A 21,589-nucleotide genomic window follows, 5' to 3' on the forward strand; every position below is an offset into this window, starting at 1 on the left:
CCGAGTTCAGGTGAGGAAGAATGCATGGCCCCTCACATCCGGAACACGCCGAAGCGCGTATCCGGTACTGGCGTGTTGAGCGTGGCGGAAAAGGCAAGCGCGAGGACGCGGCGGGTTTCGCGGGGCGTGATGATGCCGTCATCCCAGAGCCGCGCCGTGGCGAAATAGGGATGCCCTTCCTTCTCATATTGCGCGCGGATCGGCGCCTTGAAGCTGTCTTCGTCTTCCGCGCTCCAGCTTTCCCCGCGCGCTTCCATGCCTTCGCGCTTCACAGTGGCGAGAACGCTTGCCGCCTGTTCGCCGCCCATGACGGAGATGCGCGCATTGGGCCATGTGAAAAGGAAACGTGGAGAGTAGGCGCGTCCGCACATGCCGTAATTGCCCGCGCCGTAGGAGCCGCCGATGACCAGCGTGATCTTGGGCACATCGGCGCAGGCAACCGCCGTCACCATCTTCGCGCCGTCCTTCGCGATGCCGCCGGTTTCATATTCGCGGCCCACCATGAAGCCCGCGATGTTCTGAAGGAACAGAAGCGGGATGCGGCGCTGGCAGCAAAGCTCGACGAAATGAGCAACCTTCAACGCCGACTCCGAAAAGAGAATGCCGTTATTCGCAACGATACCGATGGGAATGCCATGAAGCTTGGCAAAGCCGGTAACGACGGTCGTTCCGTAAAGCGCCTTGAACTCGTCGAACTCCGAACCGTCGACCAGCCGCGCAATGACCTCGCGCACATCGTACTGGATCGAAAGCGCGTGCGGCACGACGCCATCGAGTTCCGCCTCGTCGTAAAGCGGCGCAACCGGCTCTGAAAGCGGGATGTTCACTTGCTTCTGGCGGTTGAGCGTCGAGGCGATCTGACGCGCGATGGCAAGCGCGTGATTGTCGTCCATAGCGTAATGGTCGGTAACGCCCGACTTGCGCGAATGGACATCGGCGCCGCCGAGGTCTTCCGCCGTCACCACCTCGCCCGTCGCCGCTTTCACCAGCGGCGGCCCACCGAGGAAAATGGTGCCCTGCTTGCGCACGATGATCGTCTCATCCGACATGGCCGGCACATAGGCGCCGCCCGCCGTGCAGGAGCCCATGACGACTGCGACCTGCGGAATGCCCTTCGAGGACATGCGCGCCTGATTGTAGAAGATGCGGCCGAAATGCTCGCGGTCGGGGAAAATCTCCGCCTGGTTTGGCAGGTTCGCGCCCCCGCTATCGACGAGATAGAAGCATGGCAGATTGTTCTCGAGCGCGACCTCCTGCGCGCGGAGATGCTTCTTCACCGTCACGGGATAATAGGTGCCGCCCTTGATCGTCGCATCGTTGCAGACGATGACGCATTCCTGCCCCGCCACGCGGCCAATGCCAGTGATGATGCCCGCCGCGTTGATCGCTTCGCCATACATGCCATGCGCGGCCATGGGCGACAGTTCGAGAAACGGCGTACCCGGATCGATGAGGCCATGCACGCGGTCGCGCGGCAGGAGCTTGCCCCGGGACACATGCCGTTCGCGCGAGCGCTGGTCGCCCCCCTCCGCCGCCTTTGCCCGTTCGGCCGCAAGCTCGGCGACGAGCCGCGACATGGCATCGGCGTTTTCCCTGAAGCGCGCATCGCGCGGATTGATATTGGTCTTGAGAATGGACATGGGCGCGACCGGATGATTGAAGATGGGGCCGGACTGGTATAAAAACGATCATACGTTCGTTTCCTGATCCCCACAAGGCCGCCATTCATGAGCAGAACCAGAGGTTCCTCCGGCCCGAAAACGCTGGCCGCCATCAACGAGGCCGGCCTCGACCTCATCTATACGGCCGGCTACGAGGCCATGAGCCTTCGGGAACTCGCCGCCAAGGTTGGCCTTCAGCCGGGGTCGCTCTACAACCACATCGAAACGAAGCAGGACCTCCTCTTCGACCTCATCCACAATCACATGGTGATGCTGCTCGCCCGCGTCGATGCGGAGCTTGAGGGCGTCGAGGGACCGGTCGAGCGGCTCAAGGCCTTCGTTGCCTTCCATCTCGACTATCACATCGAGCGCAAGCGCGAGGTCTTCATCGGCTCTGCCGAGCTGAGGAGCCTGACCCCGAAGAACCGCAAGACCATCGTGACGCTGCGCCGCGCCTATGAAGACCGGCTCTGCGATATTCTGAAAACGGGTGCAGCAAAAAGGCTCTTCGCGGTCTCGGATATTCGCGTGACGGCCTATGCCCTGCTCGCCATGCTCACGGGCATCTGCACGTGGTACGATCCCAAGGGCCGCGTCAGCCGCCGGAAGCTGATCGACATTCACACGCGCCTCGTACTCGACGGCGTGACGGCATAAGAGGGAGAAGACATGTCCAGCGAAGCAAAGGCGTTTCTCACGCGCTGGTACGCCTATATGGAAAATCCGACACCTGAGGTTCTCGACGATCTGGTCGCCGAGGATGCGGGCATTTCCTCGCCCGCCTTCTACAAGCCGAAATATTCAAAAGCCTACGTGATCTCGATCCTCAATGCCGTCAACGAGGGCTTCGAGGATTTCGTCTACAAGAAGGAATGGATCGACGGACGCGACATCATCCTCGAATTCGAGACGAGGATCGGCGACGTCAATCTGAAGGGCATCGACCGTATCACGGTGGATGAGAACGCGCAGATGAAGCACATCGAAGTGCTCATCCGCCCGCTCAATGGCCTCATCGCGCTCGCCGAACACGTCAAGGCGACGCTGGCGAAAGCCGCCGCCTGATTACATCAGTTCGACCGCAAGCGCCGTCGCTTCGCCACCGCCGATGCAGAGCGAGGCGACGCCGCGCTTGCCGCCGCCCTGCTTCAGCGCGTTGAGCAGCGTCACGACGATGCGCGCGCCCGACGCGCCGATGGGATGGCCCAGCGCCGTCGCGCCGCCATAGACGTTGATGTTGTCATGGCTGAGACCGATCTCCTTCATCGCCGCCATGACGACGATGGCGAAGGCTTCGTTGATCTCATAGGCATCGACGTCGGTGGCCTTCCAGCCCGTCTGCTCGAAAAGCTTGTTGATCGCACCGACTGGCGCGGTGGTGAACCAGGCGGGCGCTTGCGCGAAACCGGAATGGCCGCGGATCGCGGCGAGCGGCTTCAGGCCGCGCTTTTCCGCCTCCGAAAGACGCATGAGGACGAGCGCGGCGGCGCCATCCGAAATCGAGCTGGCATTGGCCGCCGTCACCGTGCCGTCTTTGGCAAAGGCGGCCTTCAGCGTCGGGATCTTCGCGGGGTCGGCCTTCAGCGGCTGCTCGTCCTGAATGACCTCGATCTCACCCTTGCGGCTCTGCACCGCGACGGGAACGATTTCAGGCGCGAAACTGCCGCCCTCGATGGCGCGCCTGGCGCGGGCAAGCGACTCCATCGCATAGGCGTCCTGCGCCTCGCGCGAGAACTGATAGTGCTTCGCCGTCTCTTCGGCATAGGTGCCCATCAACCGGCCTTCATAGGCGTCCTCAAGCCCGTCGAGGAACATGTGGTCCTTCACCTCGCCATGGCCGAGGCGATAGCCACCGCGCGCCTTGGGCAACAGGTAAGGCGCATTGGTCATGCTCTCCATGCCGCCCGCGATGATGACGTCGCCATGGCCGAGCGCCAGCGCGTCATGGGCAAGCATGATGGCCTTCATGCCCGAGCCGCAGACCTTGCTCACCGTGGTGCAGCGCGTCGACTGGTCGAGGCCCCCCTTGAGCGCCGCCTGCCGCGCTGGCGCCTGCTTCGCGCCGGCCGAGAGCACACAGCCCATCATCACCTCATCGACACCTCCCGACGAAAGCCCAGCCCGTTCCGCCGCCGCGCGCACGGCGACCGCGCCGAGGTCGGGGCCGGAGATGTCCGACAACGCGCCCTGAAACCCGCCCATGGGGGTCCGCGCCGCGCTCGCGATGACGATCGGGTCGGTGCTGTTACGGGTCTGTGTCATGGCTGCGTTTCCACGTTAAATTGTTTCCGAAGGCTTGGATTCGGGGGGAACCCTAGCCCAAAACTCATGAGGGGGGAAAGTTCGCGTGGAATTTCTGCACAATATGGAGTGGGTGCTGCCTTTGCGCAGCGATGCCGCTACGGCAATTGCCAATGGCTTCACCTGGCTCGGCTATACGACGTTCTTCCTGATCGCCCTGCCGCTCGCCTACTGGTTCTGGGGCCGTGACCGCGCCATGCGCATGACTGTGCTGATCGCCATCACGGCGATCCTCAATGGCTGGCTCAAGGACCTCTGGCAGGATCCACGGCCCAACCCGAAATACTGGCTCGATCAGCGCGTGTTAGGCTCTTACGGACGGCCCAGCGGCCATGCGCAGGTCGCCTTCGCCATGTGGTCGCTGATCGCATGGGAGATCCGCCAATACTGGGCCTACGCCGCCGCGGCGATCATCATCACTGGCGTTTGCTTCAGCCGTCTCTATCTCGGCGTCCATGATGTCGACGACGTGCTGACGGGCGTCGGGCTTGCCATCATCGGGCTCGCGATCTTTGCCTGGCTTCTTTCGCCAAAGCTGGAAGCAGCACACAACTGGCCTATGCTCACGCATCTCGCGATCATCGTCGTCGCGGGCGCGGTTCTTTTCATCACATGGCCGAACGGCGAAAAGCCGGACAGCACAGTCGGCGTCCTGGCTCTTCTTTTCGGCTGGGTTCTTGGTGCGAATATGGATCGCAAGCTCGCGCCCGCCGAACCCGTGCTACCCGTCTGGTGGCTTTGCGTGCCCATGGGCCTCATTGGCCTTGTGATCCTGTTCGCGCTCCAGAGCGGCCTCAACCATGCAGCCCATGCGCTCGGCGCAGACGGCACGGTCGCGCGATACGCGATCAACGCCGCCCTTGCCTTCTACATGACCGGCCTCGCGCCCCTCGCCTTCCGCAAGCTGGGGCTCGTGAGGTAGCCTCAGCGCTTCTCGACCACGAGGCTCTGGACGGCGCGGCCGAAATAGCCGCGTTCATCCGCGAGCTTGCCCGCCGCAATACCGACGCCGCGCTCATCGATCCATGTTTCGGCATCGAGCGCGATCCACTCGCCCACCGGCATGCGGGCAAAGTTGATCGACAGGTCGCCATTGAGGAAAGTCCATCCCCGATCGAGCACCGACGAAACGCCATTGCAGAAGTCGGACGTCAAGGCGGCGCGCATCAGCGGCGTGTTTGCCTCGCCCGCAACGATCGGACGGACGGAGCGAAACCAGCAGGCGGCGGGCCCACCGCCGCTCAAGAGACCGAAATTACCGATGGCATTTCGCACCTCGACGCCGGAGATGAAGCCGCTGCTGCGACGGACCACCTCCTCGATGGGTGCGGATTCCGCAGGAGACGGAAGGCTTGCCGCCGCCTCGGCCACGCCGTTGAGCTCCGGATAATCGGCCACGCGAATCTTCAGCGCGCTCGCCCGCACGCATTCCTTACCACCCGCGAAAAGGCTCACGCCACAAAGCTGGATCTTCTTTCCCTCGCGCACGACCTCGGACCTGATTTCCAGCGGCGCGATGGGAACGGGCCGCAACAGGTCGATGGTCATCCGCGCGACCTGCATCGGTGCCGCGGTCGGAATGTTCTCCACCACCCAGGCGACGAGCGCGGACGGCGCGCCGCCATGCTGCATGGACGGATCCCACGGTCCCGCCGCATGGGCGGTGCTGTGTGCGACATTGCCTTTGACTTCGAATACGGCGTCGACGCTCATCAGGCGGTCTCGTTGAAAAGTTCGCGACCGATCAGCATACGGCGGATTTCGCTCGTGCCCGCGCCGATCTCATAGAGCTTGGCGTCGCGCAGCAATCGGCCTGTCGGATAGTCGTTGATATAACCATTGCCGCCCAGCGTCTGAAGCGCTTCGAGCGCCATCCATGTCGCCTTCTCTGCCGCGTAAAGGATCGCGCCCGCCGCATCCTTGCGCGTCGTCTGTCCGCGATCGCAGGCCTTGGCCACCGCATAGACATAGGCGCGGCAGGCATTCATGGTCGAATACATGTCGGCGAGCTTGCCCTGCATCAGCTGGAACGTGCCGATCGGCTCGCCAAACTGCTTGCGTTCATGCACATAGGGCACAACAACATCCATGCAGGCCTGCATGATGCCGAGCGGACCGCCAGAAAGCACGGCGCGCTCATAGTCAAGGCCGGACATCAGCACGCGCACGCCTTCGTTGAGCTTGCCGAGCACGTTCTCCTCGGGCACTTCGCAATCCTCGAAGACGAGTTCCGCCGTGTTCGAGCCGCGCATGCCGAGCTTGTCGAGCTTCTGCGCCGGGGTGAAGCCCTTGAAGCCCTTCTCGATGATGAAGGGCGTGATGCCGCGCGGACCGCCCTGCGGATCGGTCTTGGCATAGACGATCAGCGTTTCGGCGTCCGGGCCGTTGGTGATCCACATCTTGTTGCCGTTGAGGACAAAGCGGTCGCCCTTCTTCTCGGCCTTGAGACGCATGGAAACGACGTCCGAGCCCGCGCCCGGCTCCGACATGGCCAGCGCGCCGACATGCTCGCCTGAAATAAGCTTTGGCAGATATTTGTTCTTCTGCGCGACCGTGCCCCAGCGGCGAAGCTGATTGACGCAGAGATTGGAATGGGCGCCGTAGGAAAGGCCGATGCTTGCCGAGCCGCGGCTGATCTCTTCCATCGCCACGACATGTTCGAGATAGCCGAGCCCCGCCCCGCCGAATTCCTCTTCCACCGTGATGCCGAGAAGGCCGAAATTGCCGAGTTCGGGCCAGAGGTCGCGGGGGAACTGGTTGGTGCGGTCGATCTCCGCCGCGCGAGGCGTGATCTTGTCGGCCGTGAAGGCGCGCACCGTATCGCGGATCATGTCGGCGGTTTCGCCGAGATCGAAGTCGAGGGACTGGAAATTCGCTGAAGACATGTCGGCGGCTTTCTTGATGTTCTATTTGCCTGAAACGTAGATATCGACCGCGTCGGACTGCGTAAAGACCGTAAAGACGCCCGCCCCCGGACTTCCGCCAATGACGAAGAGCTTGCCGCCTGTCGCTGCCGCAACGGCGGCGTGGCGCGGCGTCGGCAGCGGCGCGGCTTTCACCCACGCTCCGCCTTCAAGCACAAAATGATCGGCAAAGGTCTTCGGCGGCGAAAGGCTCTGCCCGCCGGTCACATGAATCTTGCCGCCGAGAACCGCCGCGACATGGCCTTCGCGCGGTGCGGGCAGCGGAGGCCCGACGCGCCAGGTGCCCGTATCGGTATCCAGAATATTAACGCGGGCCGAGGGCGCGCGCCCTTCGAGCCCGCCGATCACGTAGATGTCGTGGCCCAGCGCAACGATCGCGGCGTCGCTGCGCGGCGCCGGCAGGCTCGCCCTGGCGACGGACCAGGTATCGGCGGCGGGATCGTAGACGAAGACCCGCGCCGCATCGTTCCCCTTGCCGCCCAGCGCATAGAGCTTGTCGCCTATCGCTACGAGCGCAAGGCCGACACGCGGCGCGGGCATGGGCGCCACATTGCGCCAGCCACCCACGGCCCGATCGAAAACCCATGTGGCGGCGCTCTCTTCCAGCATCGGCGCGTCCCGCGTTCCGCCCGCTGCATAGCCGCCTGCCACATAGATTCGCCCGCCGCTCGCTGCCATGCCGAATTGCTCGAGCCCCACGGGCAGCGCCACATCCGCCCGCCAGATGTCGCCGATCGTGTCATAGACCTCGGTGAGCGCGCGCGGGCCCGAAGCGCTGCCGCCGCCGACTACATAGAGATCCTCGCCCAGCAGCGCGGCGCCTGCATGCGCGCGCGCCGTCGTCATCGGCGCGCCTTCGTGCCAGCCATCGGCCCAGGCGGGCCCGGCGAGCCCCGCCAGCAGTGCGGCAACCACTGAGCGGCGGCGGAAAGCGGAGGGACAAAACGAAGACGAACGCATGAAGGCCCCGGTAAAGCGCGACCGCCCCGGTCGGCGGACCCCGGACGGCGGCGAATGGGTTGCGAGTGTGCGTTATTTGCAGGCGGCTCGCCAGCGGGCTGCCGCGTTCCTCAGACGGCGAAGCGCCAAAGAAAAAGCCGGCCGCTTGAGGTGCGAGCCGACTTTTCATTTTCGTCCCAAGATCATGGTGCGGTCGAGAAGACTCGAACTTCCACGGGTTGCCCCACAGCGACCTCAACGCTGCGCGTCTACCAATTCCGCCACGACCGCGCATGACTTGGGATGCGCCGATGTAACAAATCCCTTACCGGTACTCAAGCTGCAAATTGACGAATTCGGTGAATAACCGAAAGCCGGTCAGATGCCGTCGCCACCCGTATTGAGGGGCAGATGGATGCCGCACTCGTCCTTGTCGCGACCGACCCAGCGCCCGTCCCGATAGCTGCCCCCTTCCGGAACGCGTTCCGTGCAGGGCATGCAGCCGATGGAGAGGTAACCATCCTTGACCAGCGGGTGCCGGGGCAGCCGGTTGGCGTCTGTGTAGCGCTCCAGCTCCTCCTGCCCCCAATAGGCCAGCGGATTGAGCTTGAAGCGGGTTCCCGTGGCGCTGCCGGGCTCGCCCGTGCCGCGCACGGCCTCTTCCTCGATAGGGTCCATGCCGGTTCGCGCCGAGGTCTGGAAGCGCTTGCGGCCCGTGATCGAGGCCTCGAAGCCCTTGAGGGCGCGCTCGAGCGGCAAAACCTTGCGGACGAAGCAGCAGGCGTCGGGATCGGCATTCCAGAGCGTACCGTTCGGGTCTCTGGCCATCAGATCTGCCGGGTGAGGACCCGCGGCACGAATATCGGTCAGGCCAAGGCGTTCCTGCAGCCGGTCGCGATAGCGCAGTGTTTCACCGAAAAGCTTGCCCGTATTGAGAAAGATGACCGGCGTCGTCGGATCGATCTCGGCCACCATGTGCAAGAGCACGGCCGATTCGGCGCCGAAGGAGGAGACGACGGCGATCTTGCCCGCGAATTCGTGCCGGATCATGACTTCGAGCAGCGCCTGCCCGCTGAGACCCTGATAGCGCGCTCGCAGATCCGTCAGGCGCGGCGACGTAACGGTCGCCGCGTCCATGGCGGCGGCACGGTTCTCATGGCTCTTGAGCTGAATGACTGTCATGGGAGCCAACCTTCTTCCTCGATATATGCCTCGCTACGCCGTCCGACTTCGGACAGATCGAGGCCCTCCGCGCGCCAGACTTCGCGGCGCTCCGCCAGTTCTTTGAGCCGCCCGGACCATTCCGGCCCGAACAGCCCCTCGAGATAGCGCCTGAGGCGCCGCGCGAGGCCGGGAGACTGCCCCCCGGTAGACACCGTCAAAAGCAGATCGCCCCGCCTGACAGTCGAAGGAATGTGGAAGTCGCAAAGCGGTTTCCGGTCTTCCGTATTCACCAGCCGTCCCGCCTTTCGGGCAGCGGCGGCCAAGGCCTCGGACCCGGCCTCGTCGAGACCGGCAATCAGCACCAGCCCAGCGGCCTCCAGAGCCTCGCTGGAGGGCCTCGTGCCCTTCAACCGCGTACCGGCCCGCCTCGCCAAAGCCCCTTCCAGCGCCCCGGAATAGACCTCCACATTGGCGGCCCCGGCAGCATCCAGAAGCTCCAGCCGCTTCAGACCGGCCTCACCCTCCCCGACCAGCACGATCCGGAGCGCGCCGACATCGAGCACGATGGGAAGCATGATGTCTCCTGACGGGAGCCAAGGGGTTGAACGCCCCATGAGGGTGCGCGGCCTAATTCCCGTAGAAATAGGACAAGCGCCCGAATAATTCAATATCCGGACGTACTATTATGTATTTCACGTCTTTTTTAAGTATTTATAGGAAGGCCGCTTAGTTCCGGATCGTCTCGGTAATCGAGATGGCGATGCGCTCGCCCTGCACGACGATTTCGCCGCGCGCGATGGGAATGTTGTTGGCAAGCAGCCAAACCTCGTCGTCATGATGCGCGTCGAGTTCGATGACCGCACCGCGGCCCATTTTCAAAAGCTGATGGATCGGCAGGGCGGTTTTGCCCAGCACGACGGAAATCTCGACAGAAACGTTATTGACGGAATTCATTCCCGCCCCCAATTGGCATCACGCGACCCGCATCAAAGTCGCATGCTAGAGTTACCCCATGGTTAAGACATCGAGCCTGGCGGAGCCGCTTGCCGCCCACACCGTCGAATGGCGCATCTCTGACGCGCCTGTGCCCTACGACGTCGCCGTCGCGGAGATGGAAGCACGCGCCGCTGCCATCGCGGAAGGCAAGGCGAACGAACTGGTCTGGCTGCTCGAACATCCTGCCCTCTACACGGCGGGCACCAGCGCGGATGAAAAAGATCTCCTCGCGCCGGATCGCTTCCCTGTGTTCAAGACCGGGCGCGGCGGGCAATACACTTATCACGGGCCCGGACAGCGCGTGGCCTATGTGATGCTCGATCTGAAGCGTCGCAAGCCCGACGTGCGCGCCTATGTCCACGACCTCGAACGCTGGCTGATCGCCACGCTGGCGCGTTTCAACGTGGTCGGCGAAGTGCGCGGGGATCGCGTCGGCGTCTGGGTGCGCCGTCCGGACAAGGGCATTGGCCGCGAAGACAAGATCGCCGCCATCGGCGTGCGCATCCGCAAATGGGTGACGTTTCACGGCATCAGTATCAACGTCGACCCGGCGCTGGAACATTTCTCCGGCATTGTGCCTTGCGGTATCTCGCAGCATGGCGTGACGAGCCTTGCCGACCTTGGCCATGTGGTGAGCATGGAAGAGGTCGACATGGCACTGCGAGCGAGCTTCGAGGAAGTGTTCGGCGCCAGCCGCTAGTCCAGCCGCACCGACAGCACCAGCGCGCCGACGCCGAAGGTGACGGCAGCGAGCCACACGAACCCTCCGAGCGCCGGAAGCGAAATCCCGATCCAGAGCAGAAGCGTCGCCGCGACGATGCCGCCGATCACGCGCGCGGTTCTATCATAGGTCGTTCCGATGCGACCCGCGACAAGCTCGCCTATCGCCATGATGGCGATGACGAGGCCGATCACCATGCCGAGCGGCCAAAGCAGAATAACGATGAAGGCGAGCGGCAGGCCGATGATGGTAACGGCGGATATGACCGCCAGTATGGGCGTGCCGATCAGCCAGACGAGACCGACAAGAAACGCAAAGGCCGGTTGCGCCCCGGCCGCCTCGCTGAGACGCGCGGCGCCTGCAGGCGCGGCCAGCGCGACGATCCCCGCGAGAAGACCAAAGAAAATGGCCCCCGGCCACGAAAGCCGGTAGCCGGGCGCCGGCCAGCGGTCGCTCCAGTTTCTCTCCGTATACGGCCTGTATGGCTCCGACCCATCATAATGCGGCTCGCGAGGCTTCGTCGCCTCGTCCCAAACCTTCGAGCGCATGGCGCCCTTGATTCTCGCTCCGGTATCGACTTCGGCAGGACCGGCGGAGAAGTAGTTCACATTGCCCTCGACCCACGCATCGGGACCGAAGACCACATGAACGCCATAAAACGTGACGTCGCCCTTCACGTGGCCGTTGATGAGCGCGTCCTGCGCGCGGATGGAAAGATCGCCCTTGATGTCGCCTTCCGTCGCGACGCGGCGTCCGGCGATCCAGACATCGCCGCCCACCTTCACATCGCGCGTGATGGCAACGGTCTCGCCGGTAATGGTGAGCGCCCCCGCGACATTGCTATCGACCGTTACGTCCCGCCCGGCGAGATAGACCGTGTCGCCGCTGCCCCATTCAACGGAGGCAGGCGTCGCGCCCTTGGCGATGGCAGCGTCTGCAGGGACTGCAAACAGAAGCAGACCCGTCAGCGCCATGAATGCGGCTGGAAATCCGGTACGCATGGAACCCTCCTCCTTGAGGTCAACCAAGGCTCGCGTCATTGCGCGGGGGTGTCAACCGCAAGCCCATAAAAGCAAACACCCCGGCACAAGGCCGGGGTGAAAGTGTTCGATTTATGCGCTCGCTTCTTACTTCGTCTCGAAGTCGAACTCCATGATGACGGCATCGACCGCCAGGCTGTCGCCCGGTTTCGCCTCGATGGAGGCAATCGTGCAATCCTTCTCGGCGCGGAGGATGTTTTCCATCTTCATCGCTTCGACGATTGCCAGCGGCTCGCCGGCCTTCACTTCCTGGCCGACTTCCACCGCAATCGACTTCACGAGGCCGGGCATGGGGCACAGCAGATACTTCGACGTATCGGCGGCGACCTTTTCCGGCATCAGCAGGTTCAGGCGATGGCCGAGCTGCGTACGCACCACGGCCGCAACCGTCGCGCCACGATAGCGCAGGCGATAGCCCTGCTTCGCGCGATCAATCTGCACAGCGATTTCCTCGCCATTCACCGTGCCAACAAAAACCGACTGTCCCGGCGTCCATTCGCTGTCCACAACGAAGGTCTGAGCGTCGCTGTCGTCAAGACCGGAAAGCGTGATCTCCAGACCGTCCTCGACGAAATCGGCCTTCGCCCTCTGGTGCCACGTATCAAGGCTCACCACCCAATCCTCGGGCAGCTTGCGCGGACGGCCCGAAAGCTGGCCGCTGATCTGCACAGCGCGGGCGGCATGAAGCTCGTTCATGTAAACCGCGATGGCAGCGAGCTTGCGGCGGCGTTCATCACCCAGTTCGACGCCGTGAAAACCTTCCGGATATTCCTCGGCGATGAAGCCCGTCGTGATGTTACCCGACCGGAAGCGCGGATGCTCCATGATCGCGCCAAGGAAGGGGATGTTGTGCTGGATGCCGTCGATGCGGAACTCGTCCAGCGCGATGGACATATAGTCGATGGCGCTGGCGCGATCCGGACCGTGTGTGCAGAGCTTGGCGATCATCGGATCGTAATAGATCGAGATTTCGCCGCCTTCATAAACGCCGGTATCGTTGCGGATGGTAAGGCCGTTCTCGGCGCCTTCCGCCGGCGGCTGATAGCGCACGAGGCGACCGGTCGAAGGCAGGAAGTTGCGATAGGGATCTTCCGCATAGATGCGGCTTTCCATCGCCCAGCCGTTGATCTTCACATCGGCCTGCGTGATCGAGAGCTTCTCGCCTGCAGCGACGCGGATCATCTGCTCCACAAGGTCGATGCCGGTGATGAGTTCGGTCACCGGATGCTCGACCTGAAGGCGCGTGTTCATTTCGAGGAAGTAGAAATTGCGGTCCTTGTCGACGATGAATTCGACGGTGCCCGCGCTTTCGTAATCCACGGCCTTGGCGAGCGCGACGGCCTGCTCGCCCATCGCCCGCCTTGTCTTCTCATCGAGGAAAGGCGACGGCGCCTCTTCGATGACCTTCTGGTTGCGGCGCTGGATCGAGCACTCGCGCTCGTTCACATAGATGACGTTGCCATGCTTGTCGCCGAGCACCTGGATTTCGATGTGGCGCGGCTGCGTGACGAACTTCTCGATGAAGACGCGGTCGTCGCCGAAGCTCGACTTGGCTTCCGACATCGAAGCAGCAAAGCCTTCCGCCACTTCCTTCTCGGACCATGCGATGCGCATGCCCTTGCCGCCGCCGCCCGCCGACGCCTTGATCATGACCGGATAGCCGATCTCATTGGCGATCTTCACGGCTTCGATGGCATCGACGATCACGCCGAGATAGCCCGGAACGGTCGAGACTTTCGCCGCATTGGCGAATTTCTTCGACTCGATCTTGTCGCCCATGACCTCGACGGCTTTGACGTTCGGACCGATGAAGGCAATCCCTGCCTCCTTCAGCGCGACGGCGAACTTCGAGTTCTCGGACAGGAAGCCGTATCCCGGATGAACCGCTTCGGCGCCCGTCTGCTTGCAGGCGTCGATGATCTTTTCGATGATCAGATAGGACTGAGCAGCTGCGGGCGCGCCGATATGGACGGCTTCATCCGCCATCTCGACATGCAGCGCGTCCTTGTCGGCGTCGGAATAGACGGCGACAGTCTTGATGCCCATCTTGCGCGCCGTCTTGATGACGCGGCAGGCAATCTCGCCTCGGTTGGCGATCAGGATTTTCTTGAACATGCGATCGCCCTCAGAGCGGAATGTTGTCGTGCTTCTTCCACGGGGCTTCGACTTCCTTGTTGCGAAGGAGAGCCAGCGCCCGCGCCACGCGCACTCGCGTCGAGTGCGGCATGATCACTTCGTCGATATAGCCGCGTTCGGCGGCGACGAAGGGATTGAGGAAGCGATCTTCATAGGTCTTGGTGTGCGCGGCGATCTTCTCCGGATCGCCGAGGTCCTGGCGATGGATGATCTCGACCGCGCCCTTCGCGCCCATGACCGCGATTTCAGCGGTCGGCCAGGCGTAGTTCAAATCGCCGCGAATATGCTTCGACGACATGACGTCATAGGCGCCGCCATAGGCCTTGCGCGTGATGACGGTGATTTTCGGCACCGTCGCCTCGGTATAGGCGAAGAGAAGCTTCGCGCCGTGCTTGATGAGGCCGCCGTACTCCTGCGCGGTGCCCGGCAGGAAGCCCGGCACATCCACGAAGGTGACGATCGGAATGCTGAAACAGTCGCAGAAGCGCACGAAGCGCGCGGCCTTGCGGCTGGCGTCGGAGTCGAGCACGCCCGCAAGAACCATCGGCTGGTTCGCGACGACGCCGACAGTGCGGCCTTCGATGCGGGCGAAGCCGGTGACGATGTTCTTCGCGAAGCTTTCCTGAATCTCGAAGAAATCGCCCTCGTCCACGACCTTAAGGATCAGTTCCTTCATGTCGTAGGGCATGTTCGGGTTCGCCGGGATCAGCGTGTCGAGCGACATCTCGATGCGCTTGGCGTCGTCGTAATAGGGACGCTCCGGCACATCGTCGCGGTTCGACGATGGCAGGAAGTCGATCAGGCGGCGGATCTGGCCGAGCGTGATGACATCATTGTCCCAGGCGCCATCGGCGACCGACGACTTGACGGTATGGACAGACGCGCCGCCAAGCTGTTCCGACGTAACGGTTTCGTTCGTCACCGTCTTCACAACGTCCGGGCCGGTCACGAACATGTAGGACGTGTCGCGGACCATGAAGATGAAGTCCGTCATGGCCGGCGAATAAACGTCGCCGCCCGCGCATGGTCCCATGATGACGGAGATCTGCGGAATGACGCCCGAGGCGAGCACATTGCGCGTGAAGACCTCGCCATAGCCGCCGAGCGCGTCCACGCCTTCCTGAATGCGCGCGCCGCCCGCGTCGAAGAGGCCGATGATCGGCGCGCCATTGCGCAGCGCCATATCCTGGATCTTCGTCATCTTCTTCGCATGCGCTTTGGAGAGCGAGCCGCCGAAGACGGTGAAATCCTTCACGAAGATATAGACGGGACGGCCATTGACCGTGCCCCAACCCGTCACGACGCCGTCGCCCGGAATCTTCTGCTTTTCCATGCCGAAGTCGTGGCAATCATGCTCGACGAACATGTCGAACTCCTCGAAGGAGCCCTCATCGAGCAGAAGCTCGATGCGCTCGCGCGCCGTGAGCTTGCCGCGTGCATGCTGAGCGTCGATGCGCTTCTGGCCGCCGCCGAGTCTGGCAACGTTCCTGCGCTCTTCGAGCTGGCGAATAATCTCTTTCATTCCGCACCCTGAGACCCTGGGCCGAACGTACCGGCCGGGCATTGTCGAGATGGTGGTTGACCGGAAAACGGGGCTCCAAAAGGCCACCGCCCGGCTCCTTGCGAGGGCCTTGAATAGCACCCAAAGCGTAAAATTGCCAATGGCTTGGCGGGTGTTTTGGAGCCCCGGTTTTACGCAGCGTCAGACGGCAATCCCGCCGAGAAGGTCCAAAAAACGGGCAGTATCGGCGAGTTCTTCGCGCCGCATGGCGAGTCGAACCGCCTCATCTTCGTCCTCACCGCAGAGCTCCGCCTGCCACGCCTCATCCACATGGGAAGCGTCGAACGCCTGCCCTACATCGAGCCTGCCCTTCAGCAGCGCGAGGCCGATAATGGCCGAGCCAGTCAGCGTCACGGCGTTATGGAGTGCCGCGAGCGAAAAAGAGCCAATTTCGGTCAGGGCTGAACGGAGCGCGGCGAGCGCCTCCTCGTCCTGCGGAATGTGGGTAATGGCCTCGGTCACGCGGAGCCTGGCGCCGAAGGCCTCCGCCGCCCAGTCGACCAATGGCTGCCAATAGGCGGCATGGCGCCGGGCCAGTTCCGCCGGATTGTCGGTCCGATAGCAGATGAGGTCGGTGCCCGCGAAGGCCATGATGTCGGCAATCACCTCGCCGCGGCGCGGCTCCACCCGGTCGATCGCCGTGTTGGCGAGCTTGGTCAGCCACATGGTGCGAGGATCGATCTTCTCGCCTTGCCTCCCCCATTCCTCGGCCATGGCTTCCGCCAGCGCCGGCGTCGGCACCTTGAGGGGTCTGCGGGCGGGCGTTTTCACGCCGCGTCCGTCGAGCAGCACCGTGAAGCCATCGTCCAGCGGCGCCGCCTTCGCCTCCTTGTAGAAGCGTTTGGGCAGAGGCCGGAAGGTGTTGCGCCCCGGATGCTCGACCTGCTCGCCGAGCGCCCGGTTGCGCCCCAACTCCGAGAAGAGCGGGCCGAAAATGGAATCGTCGTCACTCATATTGGTTACTTTGCTATCGCTTACTTGCCGAAGAGGCCGCCAATGCCCTCGCCGATGCCTTTGACAGCACCGCCGACACCCTTGGCCGCACCTTCCGCTGCACCGCCAACCGCGCTGCCGACGCCCTTCACCGCGCCGCCGACGCCACCAGAGTCCTGAGCCGCCGCAGCCGCAAGCTTCGCGCAGCCACCCGAACTCGCCGCGCCTCCATTGCCGCTGCTCATCAGCGGCAGGAGCGCGCCGACGCCGCCGGTCAGCGCCACGCCGCCAACCGCAGTCGCCACGCCGGTGACGACGCCCGTCCTGTCGAGCCCCGCCGAAGGGGCCGAAAGCGGACCCGAGACGCGGATCGGGAAAGCGACACTCATCAGGCTCGGATTCTTGGGCTTCGGATTGAGCAGCAAGTCGATCTGCTCCGTACCAAGATTGATCGTGCCGCCACCCGTAGTGATGAGGCTGTCGGTTTCCACAGCCAGCGCCTTGGAGGTGCCGACACCACCCTGGAAGTTGAACGCGCTCAAAGCGCAGACGAGCCTTGCCTTATCGCCGCTCTGGCCGCTCGGAATGATCGCCTTGGCGAGATCGTCCGACACGATCGCAAACATCTTCGAATTGACCGTGCCCTCACCCGTCGCAAGGTTGGTCATGCCGTTGAGGTTTGCCGCGATGTCGTGCAGCGACCTGCCGCGACCGCTAAGCTTTGCCGCAATATCGGCCTTGACGGAAAGAAGGTCCGTCACTTCGAGGTCTTTGAACAGCTGGCCCAGATCAAGCGATGTCGTGCGCGCATCCAGCGACACAGTACGCGACCCGCCATTCGCCGCCACCGTCGCATTGATCGGCACGCCGCGATAAGCCGCACTTAACGGCGCATTGAGCTGGCCGTCCTTGAGCTTCACCGGCAGCTTCACATTGGTAAGTTCGACCTTGCCAAAGACGAGTGAACCGACGCTGACGGCCACATCCGCATCTGCCGCACCGAGCTGATCGAGCGGAAGCGGATCGCGGCTGAAGACCGGCCCGCCTTTCGACTTGCCGCCGCCATCGCCCTTGGTGAAGGGCGTGAGGTCGAATTTGGGGCTCGTCAGCGCGCCGGTGATGTTGGGCTTCGCACCGCCAAGCGCCAGCGTAAGATCGCCCTTGGCGCTCGTGCCTGCCACGGTCACGGACACGTCTTTCAGCGAAATGTCGCCCACCGCCTGAAACACATCGGAGTCGAAGGCAACAGCAGAGCCGTTGACGTCGCCCTCGATCGTGGCATGAACACCACCGACCTTCTGCGCGATGCTGACCTTCTTGAAATCCGCCGTCGTTACCTTCTTCGTCGTGCCATCACGATAGGTAATCTTGAGGTTCGAGATCGCGACATTGGGAACGCCCGCGAGCGCCGGAGTGCCGCCCGCCTTGGTCGTGGCCTCTGCCTGCGCGGTACCGAACTCCCAGTTGCCCTTACCGGCCTTGTCCGTTTCGACATAGATGTCGGCATCGTCGAGCTCGACCGACTTCAGCGCTACCTGCCCCTTCAGCAGCGGCAGCACGGCGATCTTCAGCGCCAGCCGATCCGCCTTCATCATCTCCGGCTTCGTGCCCCAGTCGGCGTTGGCGAAGCTCACTTTCTCGGCGACCAGTTCAGGCTCCAGCGAGATGCCGATATGGAGGCGCCCGTCGATCTTGAGGGCGCGTCCCGTCGCCTTTTGCGCCGCCGCCTCGATCTGCGGCGAGAAACGCCCGAGATCGACGAAGCTCAGGCCGACAACGCCGACGACCAGAACGATGATGACGAGAAGAAGCAACCGGCCAATGAATCTCATTTAATTGTCCCCTTCGACAATGGCACCGTCCAGATCGTCTCCAGCGCTGGATGAAGCTCGGCGAAGTCCGACAGGATCACCGCCGCCCCCGACTGCGCGAGAACATCCGTGTCATGATAGCCCCAATCGACGCCAAAGGCATGCGTCCCGGCAGCGCGGGCCATATGAATATCGTATGACGTGTCTCCCACCAGAACCGTATCTCGGGGGCCGGCGCCCGCTTCCGCCATGGCGCGCTCCATCATCATGGGATGGGGCTTCGAGGGCGCATCATCCGCCGTCTGAAGGGTAACGAAGAGGTGGATAAGATCATGCTGTTCGAGGGCGAGGCGCAACCCCTTCTGCGACTTGCCCGTGGCAATGCCGAGAAGCACGTCGTCCCGCGCCGCCAATTTTTCGATGGCTTCACGCGCGCCGGGGAAAAGCGGCTCGGCAAGCTCAGGCCGCGCGCGCAGATGATGGAAGGCGTCCTTGTAACCCTCGGTCACGGCCTTCCTGAGCAGCGGGTCCGTCTCCGGCAGAAGCGCCGCCAGCGCCTCGTCCAGCGAGAGGCCGACGATGGACAGAACCTCCTCGCGCGGCAGAGCCTCAAGCCCATGCGCCTCGAACGCATGGTTCATCGCCGCCACGATCATGTGCTGGCTGTCGATCAGTGTGCCGTCGCAATCGAAGACGACAAGGCGCGAGCTCATGGCTCCAGCCCATCAAAAGCGTGTTTCGCATCGCGCTCTTCGAAGGCAAGCAGCTCCCACGTCCTCTTCATATGCGGCGGAAGTTCCGCCTCCACAAAGAGGCGCTTGCCACCATCTGGATGCGCGATGTCGAGCGAGCGCGCATGAAGGTGAAGCTGGCGCGGAATTTCGCCGCCCGGATGCGCATCGACACCGCCATATTTTCCATCGCCGACAATCGGCGTTCCCATGGCGGCGGCATGAGCGCGGATCTGGTGGGTGCGGCCCGTCATGGGCATGAAGGCGACCCAGGCGAATTTCTGCGCCACGGTCGTCACCACCGAATAATGCGTGACGGCATATTTCGCGTCCTCGTCGCCCTTCTCGGCGGCGAAAACGCGCTCGGCGCGCGGTCCACCCTGCTTCGTCAGTGCAAGGTTGATCGTGCCCTGACGCGGGCTCGGAACGCCGACGACGAGCGCCCAGTAAATCTTCTGCGCATCCTTCTGCTGGAAGGCGCGGGCAAGCGCCGTCGCCGCGCGGACATTCCGCGCCAGCACGATGACACCCGAGGTATCGCGGTCGAGCCGGTGAACGAGGCGCGGGCGCTCCTTCGCCTCGAACATCAGCGCGTCGAGCATGCCGTCGAGATGCCGCTCCGTCTTGGTGCCTCCCTGCACGGCAAGCCCCGAGGGCTTGTTTAGCACGATCACCGACTTGTCCTTGTAGATGACGCAGGCGCGGATCATTTCCGCATCGGCCTCGCTCACCGGCTTTTCAAGCTTGGGCGCGGGTTCCAGCGCCTCGCCGAGCGGCGGCACACGGACGATCTGCCCGGCCGCAAGTCGCGCGCTTGCCTTGGCCTTGACGCCGTCGACACGGACTTGCCCGGTACGCAGCAGCTTCTCGAGACGTCCATGCGTCAACGACGGGAAGCGGCGCTTGAACCAGCGGTCGAGGCGGATGCCGTCCTCCTCCTCCGTCACGTCGAGTTGCGCGACAGCACTCATGAAAACACCGCCCTTACAGTCCAAAGTCCGAGAAAAAGCGCCAGGATCGATCCGCCGACCGACCCCGCCAAATAAAGACCAGCAAGGCCGAAATCGTTCCGCTCGATCATGTTGCCCGTATCGAGCGCAAAGGCCGAGAATGTCGTGAAGCCGCCGAGAATGCCCGTCATCATGAAGCTGCGCATTTCCTGCGGTGCGTTGAACTTCAGCGCGAAGCTCTCCGCAACGGCACCCATGACGAAGCAGCCAAGAATGTTGACGACGAGGATGCCCCAGGGAAAGCCGGTGCCGAGCGCCTTCGTCACCTCGATGTTGAAGAGGTAGCGCAGCACGGAACCAATGGCGCCACCGACCGCAACGGCGAAAATGCTGTTCACTTCGACTTCTCCTGTCTCAATCTTTGCCAATAGGCGAGGCGTTTGGAAATCTCACGCTCGAAGCCACGTTCGAAAGGTTCGTAGAACTGCTCGCGTTCCATCTCGTCCGGGAAGTAGTCCTGCCCCGAAAATCCTTCCGGCGTGTCGGGATCGTAGACATAGCCTTTGCCGTAACCGAGATCCTTCATCAGCCGCGTTGGCGCATTGAGAATATGCGCAGGCGGATTGAGCGAGCCCGTTTCCTTGGCTGCGCGCTTCGCTGCGCCGAAGGCCATGTAGGCCGCATTCGATTTCGGCGCCGTGGCGAGGTAGATCAGCGCCTGCGCGATAGCGAGTTCGCCTTCGGGACTTCCCAGAAAATCATAGGCCTCTTTCGCGGCGAGCGTCTGGTGGAGCGCTTCCGGGTCGGCAAGGCCGATATCCTCCACGGCCATGCGCACCATGCGGCGACAGATGTATAGCGGGTCCTCGCCGCCTGCGAGCATCCGCGCGAGCCAGTAGAGCGCGGCGTCGCAATCCGATCCGCGTACGGATTTATGCAACGCACTGACGAGATTGTAGTGCCCTTCCCGCCCCTTGTCGTAGAGCGGGGCGCGGCGCTGCACGGCGCCGATGAGGCCTGCCGTATCGAGCACATGATCGCCCGCCACCTCGAAGACTTCTTCGGCAAGACCCAGCATGTAGCGTCCATCGCCATCCGCCATGGCGCGCAGCGTCGCCCGCGCATCCGCGTCGAGCGGCAGCTTGCGTCCGACATGGACCTCCGCGCGCTCAAGCAGCTTTTCGAGTGACGCATCGTCGAGCCGGTTCAGAACCAGCACCTGCGCACGCGAGAGAAGCGCCGCGTTGAGTTCGAAAGACGGGTTTTCCGTCGTCGCGCCGACCAGCGTTACCGTGCCATCCTCCATCACGGGGAGGAAGCTATCCTGCTGGGCGCGGTTGAAGCGGTGGATTTCGTCGACGAAGAGCAGCGTCCCCTTGCCGACCGCACGACGACCCCGCGCCGCGTCGAAGACCTTTTTCAGATCCGCAACCCCGGAAAAGATCGCCGACATAGGTTCGAAATGGAGCCCTACCTTGTCGGCCAGAAGCCGGGCAATGGTCGTCTTGCCGGTGCCGGGCGGCCCCCAGAGGATGATCGAGGAAAGGTGCCCCTTGGCGAGCATCCGGCCGAGCGGCCCCTTCGGCCCGATCAGGTGATCCTGGCCGACCACTTCCTCAAGCGTCTTCGGGCGCAGCCGGTCCGCCAACGGACGCGGGGCGCCCTCATCCAGACCTGCGGCTTCGAAAAGGTTGCTCATGGGCAGGGTTTAGCATGTTTCC

At 63.3% G+C, this 21,589-nt stretch carries 21 protein-coding genes and 1 tRNA gene; 4 read left to right on the plus strand and 18 right to left on the minus strand.

The window, feature by feature from the left end:
- Positions 1-32 precede the first annotated feature (32 nt).
- Positions 33-1,640, minus strand: coding sequence for a carboxyl transferase domain-containing protein (locus tag F2P47_RS09490; protein WP_152216113.1), 1,608 nt, complete (start codon positions 1,638-1,640; stop codon positions 33-35).
- An 87-nt stretch (positions 1,641-1,727) separates the two neighbouring features.
- Here F2P47_RS09490 and F2P47_RS09495 point away from each other — a divergent pair, with 87 nt between their 5' ends.
- Positions 1,728-2,318 carry a TetR/AcrR family transcriptional regulator gene (locus F2P47_RS09495; RefSeq protein ID WP_152216114.1) on the plus strand — a complete coding sequence of 197 codons (591 nt, stop codon included), beginning with the start codon at positions 1,728-1,730 and terminating at the stop codon, positions 2,316-2,318.
- Positions 2,319-2,330: 12 nt separating this feature from the next.
- A complete protein-coding gene (locus tag F2P47_RS09500) occupies positions 2,331-2,726 on the plus strand; it encodes a nuclear transport factor 2 family protein (RefSeq protein WP_152216115.1) in 396 nt (131 codons plus the stop codon).
- On the opposite strand, the gene F2P47_RS09505 is transcribed toward F2P47_RS09500, so the two are convergent.
- Positions 2,727-3,923: an acetyl-CoA C-acyltransferase gene (locus F2P47_RS09505; RefSeq protein ID WP_152216116.1), complete on the minus strand. Its 1,197-nt coding sequence runs from the start codon at positions 3,921-3,923 to the stop codon at positions 2,727-2,729.
- 85 nt (positions 3,924-4,008) lie between these two features.
- Between F2P47_RS09505 and F2P47_RS09510 the strand changes: the two genes are divergently transcribed.
- Positions 4,009-4,884, plus strand: coding sequence for a phosphatase PAP2 family protein (locus F2P47_RS09510; RefSeq protein ID WP_152216117.1), 876 nt, complete (start codon positions 4,009-4,011; stop codon positions 4,882-4,884).
- Positions 4,885-4,886: 2 nt separating this feature from the next.
- On the opposite strand, the gene F2P47_RS09515 is transcribed toward F2P47_RS09510, so the two are convergent.
- From F2P47_RS09515 to F2P47_RS09545, 7 genes are all read right to left on the minus strand, one after another.
- Complete coding sequence (locus F2P47_RS09515; RefSeq protein WP_152216118.1) at positions 4,887-5,675, minus strand: thioesterase family protein; 789 nt, start codon at positions 5,673-5,675, stop codon at positions 4,887-4,889.
- A complete protein-coding gene (locus tag F2P47_RS09520) occupies positions 5,675-6,847 on the minus strand; it encodes an isovaleryl-CoA dehydrogenase (RefSeq protein WP_152216119.1) in 1,173 nt (390 codons plus the stop codon). The genes F2P47_RS09515 and F2P47_RS09520 overlap by 1 nt, the downstream gene beginning before the upstream one ends.
- Before the next feature lie 21 nt (positions 6,848-6,868).
- Entirely contained in the window at positions 6,869-7,846 is a 978-nt protein-coding gene (locus tag F2P47_RS09525) for a Kelch repeat-containing protein (protein WP_152216120.1), read from the minus strand.
- Positions 7,847-8,031: 185 nt separating this feature from the next.
- Positions 8,032-8,116 (minus strand) — tRNA-Leu (locus tag F2P47_RS09530).
- Between the two features lie 87 nt (positions 8,117-8,203).
- Entirely contained in the window at positions 8,204-9,007 is an 804-nt protein-coding gene (locus tag F2P47_RS09535; RefSeq protein ID WP_246176818.1) for a phosphoadenylyl-sulfate reductase, read from the minus strand.
- On the minus strand, positions 9,004-9,564 hold the full coding sequence (locus F2P47_RS09540; RefSeq protein ID WP_185681046.1) for a precorrin-2 dehydrogenase/sirohydrochlorin ferrochelatase family protein: 561 nt from the start codon (positions 9,562-9,564) through the stop codon (positions 9,004-9,006). Before F2P47_RS09540 ends, F2P47_RS09535 begins: the two co-directional genes overlap by 4 nt.
- Positions 9,565-9,715: 151 nt before the next feature.
- Positions 9,716-9,943, minus strand: a complete 228-nt coding sequence (locus F2P47_RS09545; RefSeq protein ID WP_152216122.1) for a FliM/FliN family flagellar motor switch protein — start codon at positions 9,941-9,943, stop codon at positions 9,716-9,718.
- A 58-nt stretch (positions 9,944-10,001) separates the two neighbouring features.
- Here F2P47_RS09545 and lipB point away from each other — a divergent pair, with 58 nt between their 5' ends.
- Positions 10,002-10,685 (plus strand): lipoyl(octanoyl) transferase LipB, encoded by a 684-nt coding sequence (lipB, locus tag F2P47_RS09550; RefSeq protein ID WP_152216123.1) that lies wholly within the window; start codon positions 10,002-10,004, stop codon positions 10,683-10,685.
- Here lipB and F2P47_RS09555 read toward each other — a convergent pair.
- The 9 genes from F2P47_RS09555 to F2P47_RS09595 all read right to left on the minus strand — a co-directional run bounded on the left by F2P47_RS09555 (position 10,682) and on the right by F2P47_RS09595 (position 21,567).
- Complete coding sequence (locus F2P47_RS09555) at positions 10,682-11,707, minus strand: DUF8173 domain-containing protein (RefSeq protein ID WP_185681047.1); 1,026 nt, start codon at positions 11,705-11,707, stop codon at positions 10,682-10,684. The genes lipB and F2P47_RS09555 overlap by 4 nt on opposite strands.
- A 126-nt stretch (positions 11,708-11,833) precedes the next feature.
- Entirely contained in the window at positions 11,834-13,861 is a 2,028-nt protein-coding gene (locus F2P47_RS09560; RefSeq protein ID WP_152216125.1) for an acetyl-CoA carboxylase biotin carboxylase subunit, read from the minus strand.
- A 10-nt stretch (positions 13,862-13,871) separates the two neighbouring features.
- Positions 13,872-15,404: an acyl-CoA carboxylase subunit beta gene (locus F2P47_RS09565; RefSeq protein WP_152216126.1), complete on the minus strand. Its 1,533-nt coding sequence runs from the start codon at positions 15,402-15,404 to the stop codon at positions 13,872-13,874.
- A gap of 180 nt (positions 15,405-15,584) precedes the next feature.
- Complete coding sequence (locus F2P47_RS09570; protein ID WP_152216127.1) at positions 15,585-16,397, minus strand: ATP12 family chaperone protein; 813 nt, start codon at positions 16,395-16,397, stop codon at positions 15,585-15,587.
- A gap of 20 nt (positions 16,398-16,417) precedes the next feature.
- Positions 16,418-18,208, minus strand: coding sequence for an AsmA family protein (locus F2P47_RS09575; protein WP_152216128.1), 1,791 nt, complete (start codon positions 18,206-18,208; stop codon positions 16,418-16,420).
- A complete protein-coding gene (locus F2P47_RS09580) occupies positions 18,205-18,900 on the minus strand; it encodes an HAD family hydrolase (protein ID WP_152216129.1) in 696 nt (231 codons plus the stop codon). The genes F2P47_RS09575 and F2P47_RS09580 overlap by 4 nt, the downstream gene beginning before the upstream one ends.
- Positions 18,897-19,889 carry an RluA family pseudouridine synthase gene (locus F2P47_RS09585; RefSeq protein WP_152216130.1) on the minus strand — a complete coding sequence of 331 codons (993 nt, stop codon included), beginning with the start codon at positions 19,887-19,889 and terminating at the stop codon, positions 18,897-18,899. Before F2P47_RS09585 ends, F2P47_RS09580 begins: the two co-directional genes overlap by 4 nt.
- Entirely contained in the window at positions 19,886-20,266 is a 381-nt protein-coding gene (gene crcB, locus F2P47_RS09590; RefSeq protein WP_185681048.1) for a fluoride efflux transporter CrcB, read from the minus strand. Before crcB ends, F2P47_RS09585 begins: the two co-directional genes overlap by 4 nt.
- A complete protein-coding gene (locus tag F2P47_RS09595; protein ID WP_152216131.1) occupies positions 20,263-21,567 on the minus strand; it encodes a replication-associated recombination protein A in 1,305 nt (434 codons plus the stop codon). The genes crcB and F2P47_RS09595 overlap by 4 nt, the downstream gene beginning before the upstream one ends.
- Positions 21,568-21,589: the final 22 nt, after the last annotated feature.

Origin of the sequence: Parvibaculum sedimenti (assembly GCF_009184905.1) — a bacterium.
Classification (GTDB): Bacteria; Pseudomonadota; Alphaproteobacteria; order Parvibaculales; family Parvibaculaceae; genus Parvibaculum; species Parvibaculum sedimenti.

Excerpts from the sequence above, each read along its gene's own strand:
- F2P47_RS09490 (WP_152216113.1), bottom strand. The coding sequence starts at position 1,640 with ATGTCCATTCTCAAGACCAATATCAATCCGCGCGATGCGCGCTTCAGG.
- F2P47_RS09495 (WP_152216114.1), top strand. The coding sequence starts at position 1,728 with ATGAGCAGAACCAGAGGTTCCTCCGGCCCGAAAACGCTGGCCGCCATC.
- F2P47_RS09500 (WP_152216115.1), top strand. The coding sequence starts at position 2,331 with ATGTCCAGCGAAGCAAAGGCGTTTCTCACGCGCTGGTACGCCTATATG.
- F2P47_RS09505 (WP_152216116.1), bottom strand. The coding sequence starts at position 3,923 with ATGACACAGACCCGTAACAGCACCGACCCGATCGTCATCGCGAGCGCG.
- F2P47_RS09515 (WP_152216118.1), bottom strand. The coding sequence starts at position 5,675 with ATGAGCGTCGACGCCGTATTCGAAGTCAAAGGCAATGTCGCACACAGC.
- F2P47_RS09520 (WP_152216119.1), bottom strand. The coding sequence starts at position 6,847 with ATGTCTTCAGCGAATTTCCAGTCCCTCGACTTCGATCTCGGCGAAACC.
- F2P47_RS09525 (WP_152216120.1), bottom strand. The coding sequence starts at position 7,846 with ATGCGTTCGTCTTCGTTTTGTCCCTCCGCTTTCCGCCGCCGCTCAGTG.
- F2P47_RS09535 (WP_246176818.1), bottom strand. The coding sequence starts at position 9,007 with ATGACAGTCATTCAGCTCAAGAGCCATGAGAACCGTGCCGCCGCCATG.
- F2P47_RS09540 (WP_185681046.1), bottom strand. The coding sequence starts at position 9,564 with ATGCTTCCCATCGTGCTCGATGTCGGCGCGCTCCGGATCGTGCTGGTC.
- F2P47_RS09545 (WP_152216122.1), bottom strand. The coding sequence starts at position 9,943 with ATGAATTCCGTCAATAACGTTTCTGTCGAGATTTCCGTCGTGCTGGGC.
- lipB (WP_152216123.1), top strand. The coding sequence starts at position 10,002 with ATGGTTAAGACATCGAGCCTGGCGGAGCCGCTTGCCGCCCACACCGTC.
- F2P47_RS09555 (WP_185681047.1), bottom strand. The coding sequence starts at position 11,707 with ATGCGTACCGGATTTCCAGCCGCATTCATGGCGCTGACGGGTCTGCTT.
- F2P47_RS09560 (WP_152216125.1), bottom strand. The coding sequence starts at position 13,861 with ATGTTCAAGAAAATCCTGATCGCCAACCGAGGCGAGATTGCCTGCCGC.
- F2P47_RS09565 (WP_152216126.1), bottom strand. The coding sequence starts at position 15,404 with ATGAAAGAGATTATTCGCCAGCTCGAAGAGCGCAGGAACGTTGCCAGA.
- F2P47_RS09570 (WP_152216127.1), bottom strand. The coding sequence starts at position 16,397 with ATGAGTGACGACGATTCCATTTTCGGCCCGCTCTTCTCGGAGTTGGGG.
- F2P47_RS09575 (WP_152216128.1), bottom strand. The coding sequence starts at position 18,208 with ATGAGATTCATTGGCCGGTTGCTTCTTCTCGTCATCATCGTTCTGGTC.
- F2P47_RS09580 (WP_152216129.1), bottom strand. The coding sequence starts at position 18,900 with ATGAGCTCGCGCCTTGTCGTCTTCGATTGCGACGGCACACTGATCGAC.
- F2P47_RS09585 (WP_152216130.1), bottom strand. The coding sequence starts at position 19,889 with ATGAGTGCTGTCGCGCAACTCGACGTGACGGAGGAGGAGGACGGCATC.
- F2P47_RS09595 (WP_152216131.1), bottom strand. The coding sequence starts at position 21,567 with ATGAGCAACCTTTTCGAAGCCGCAGGTCTGGATGAGGGCGCCCCGCGT.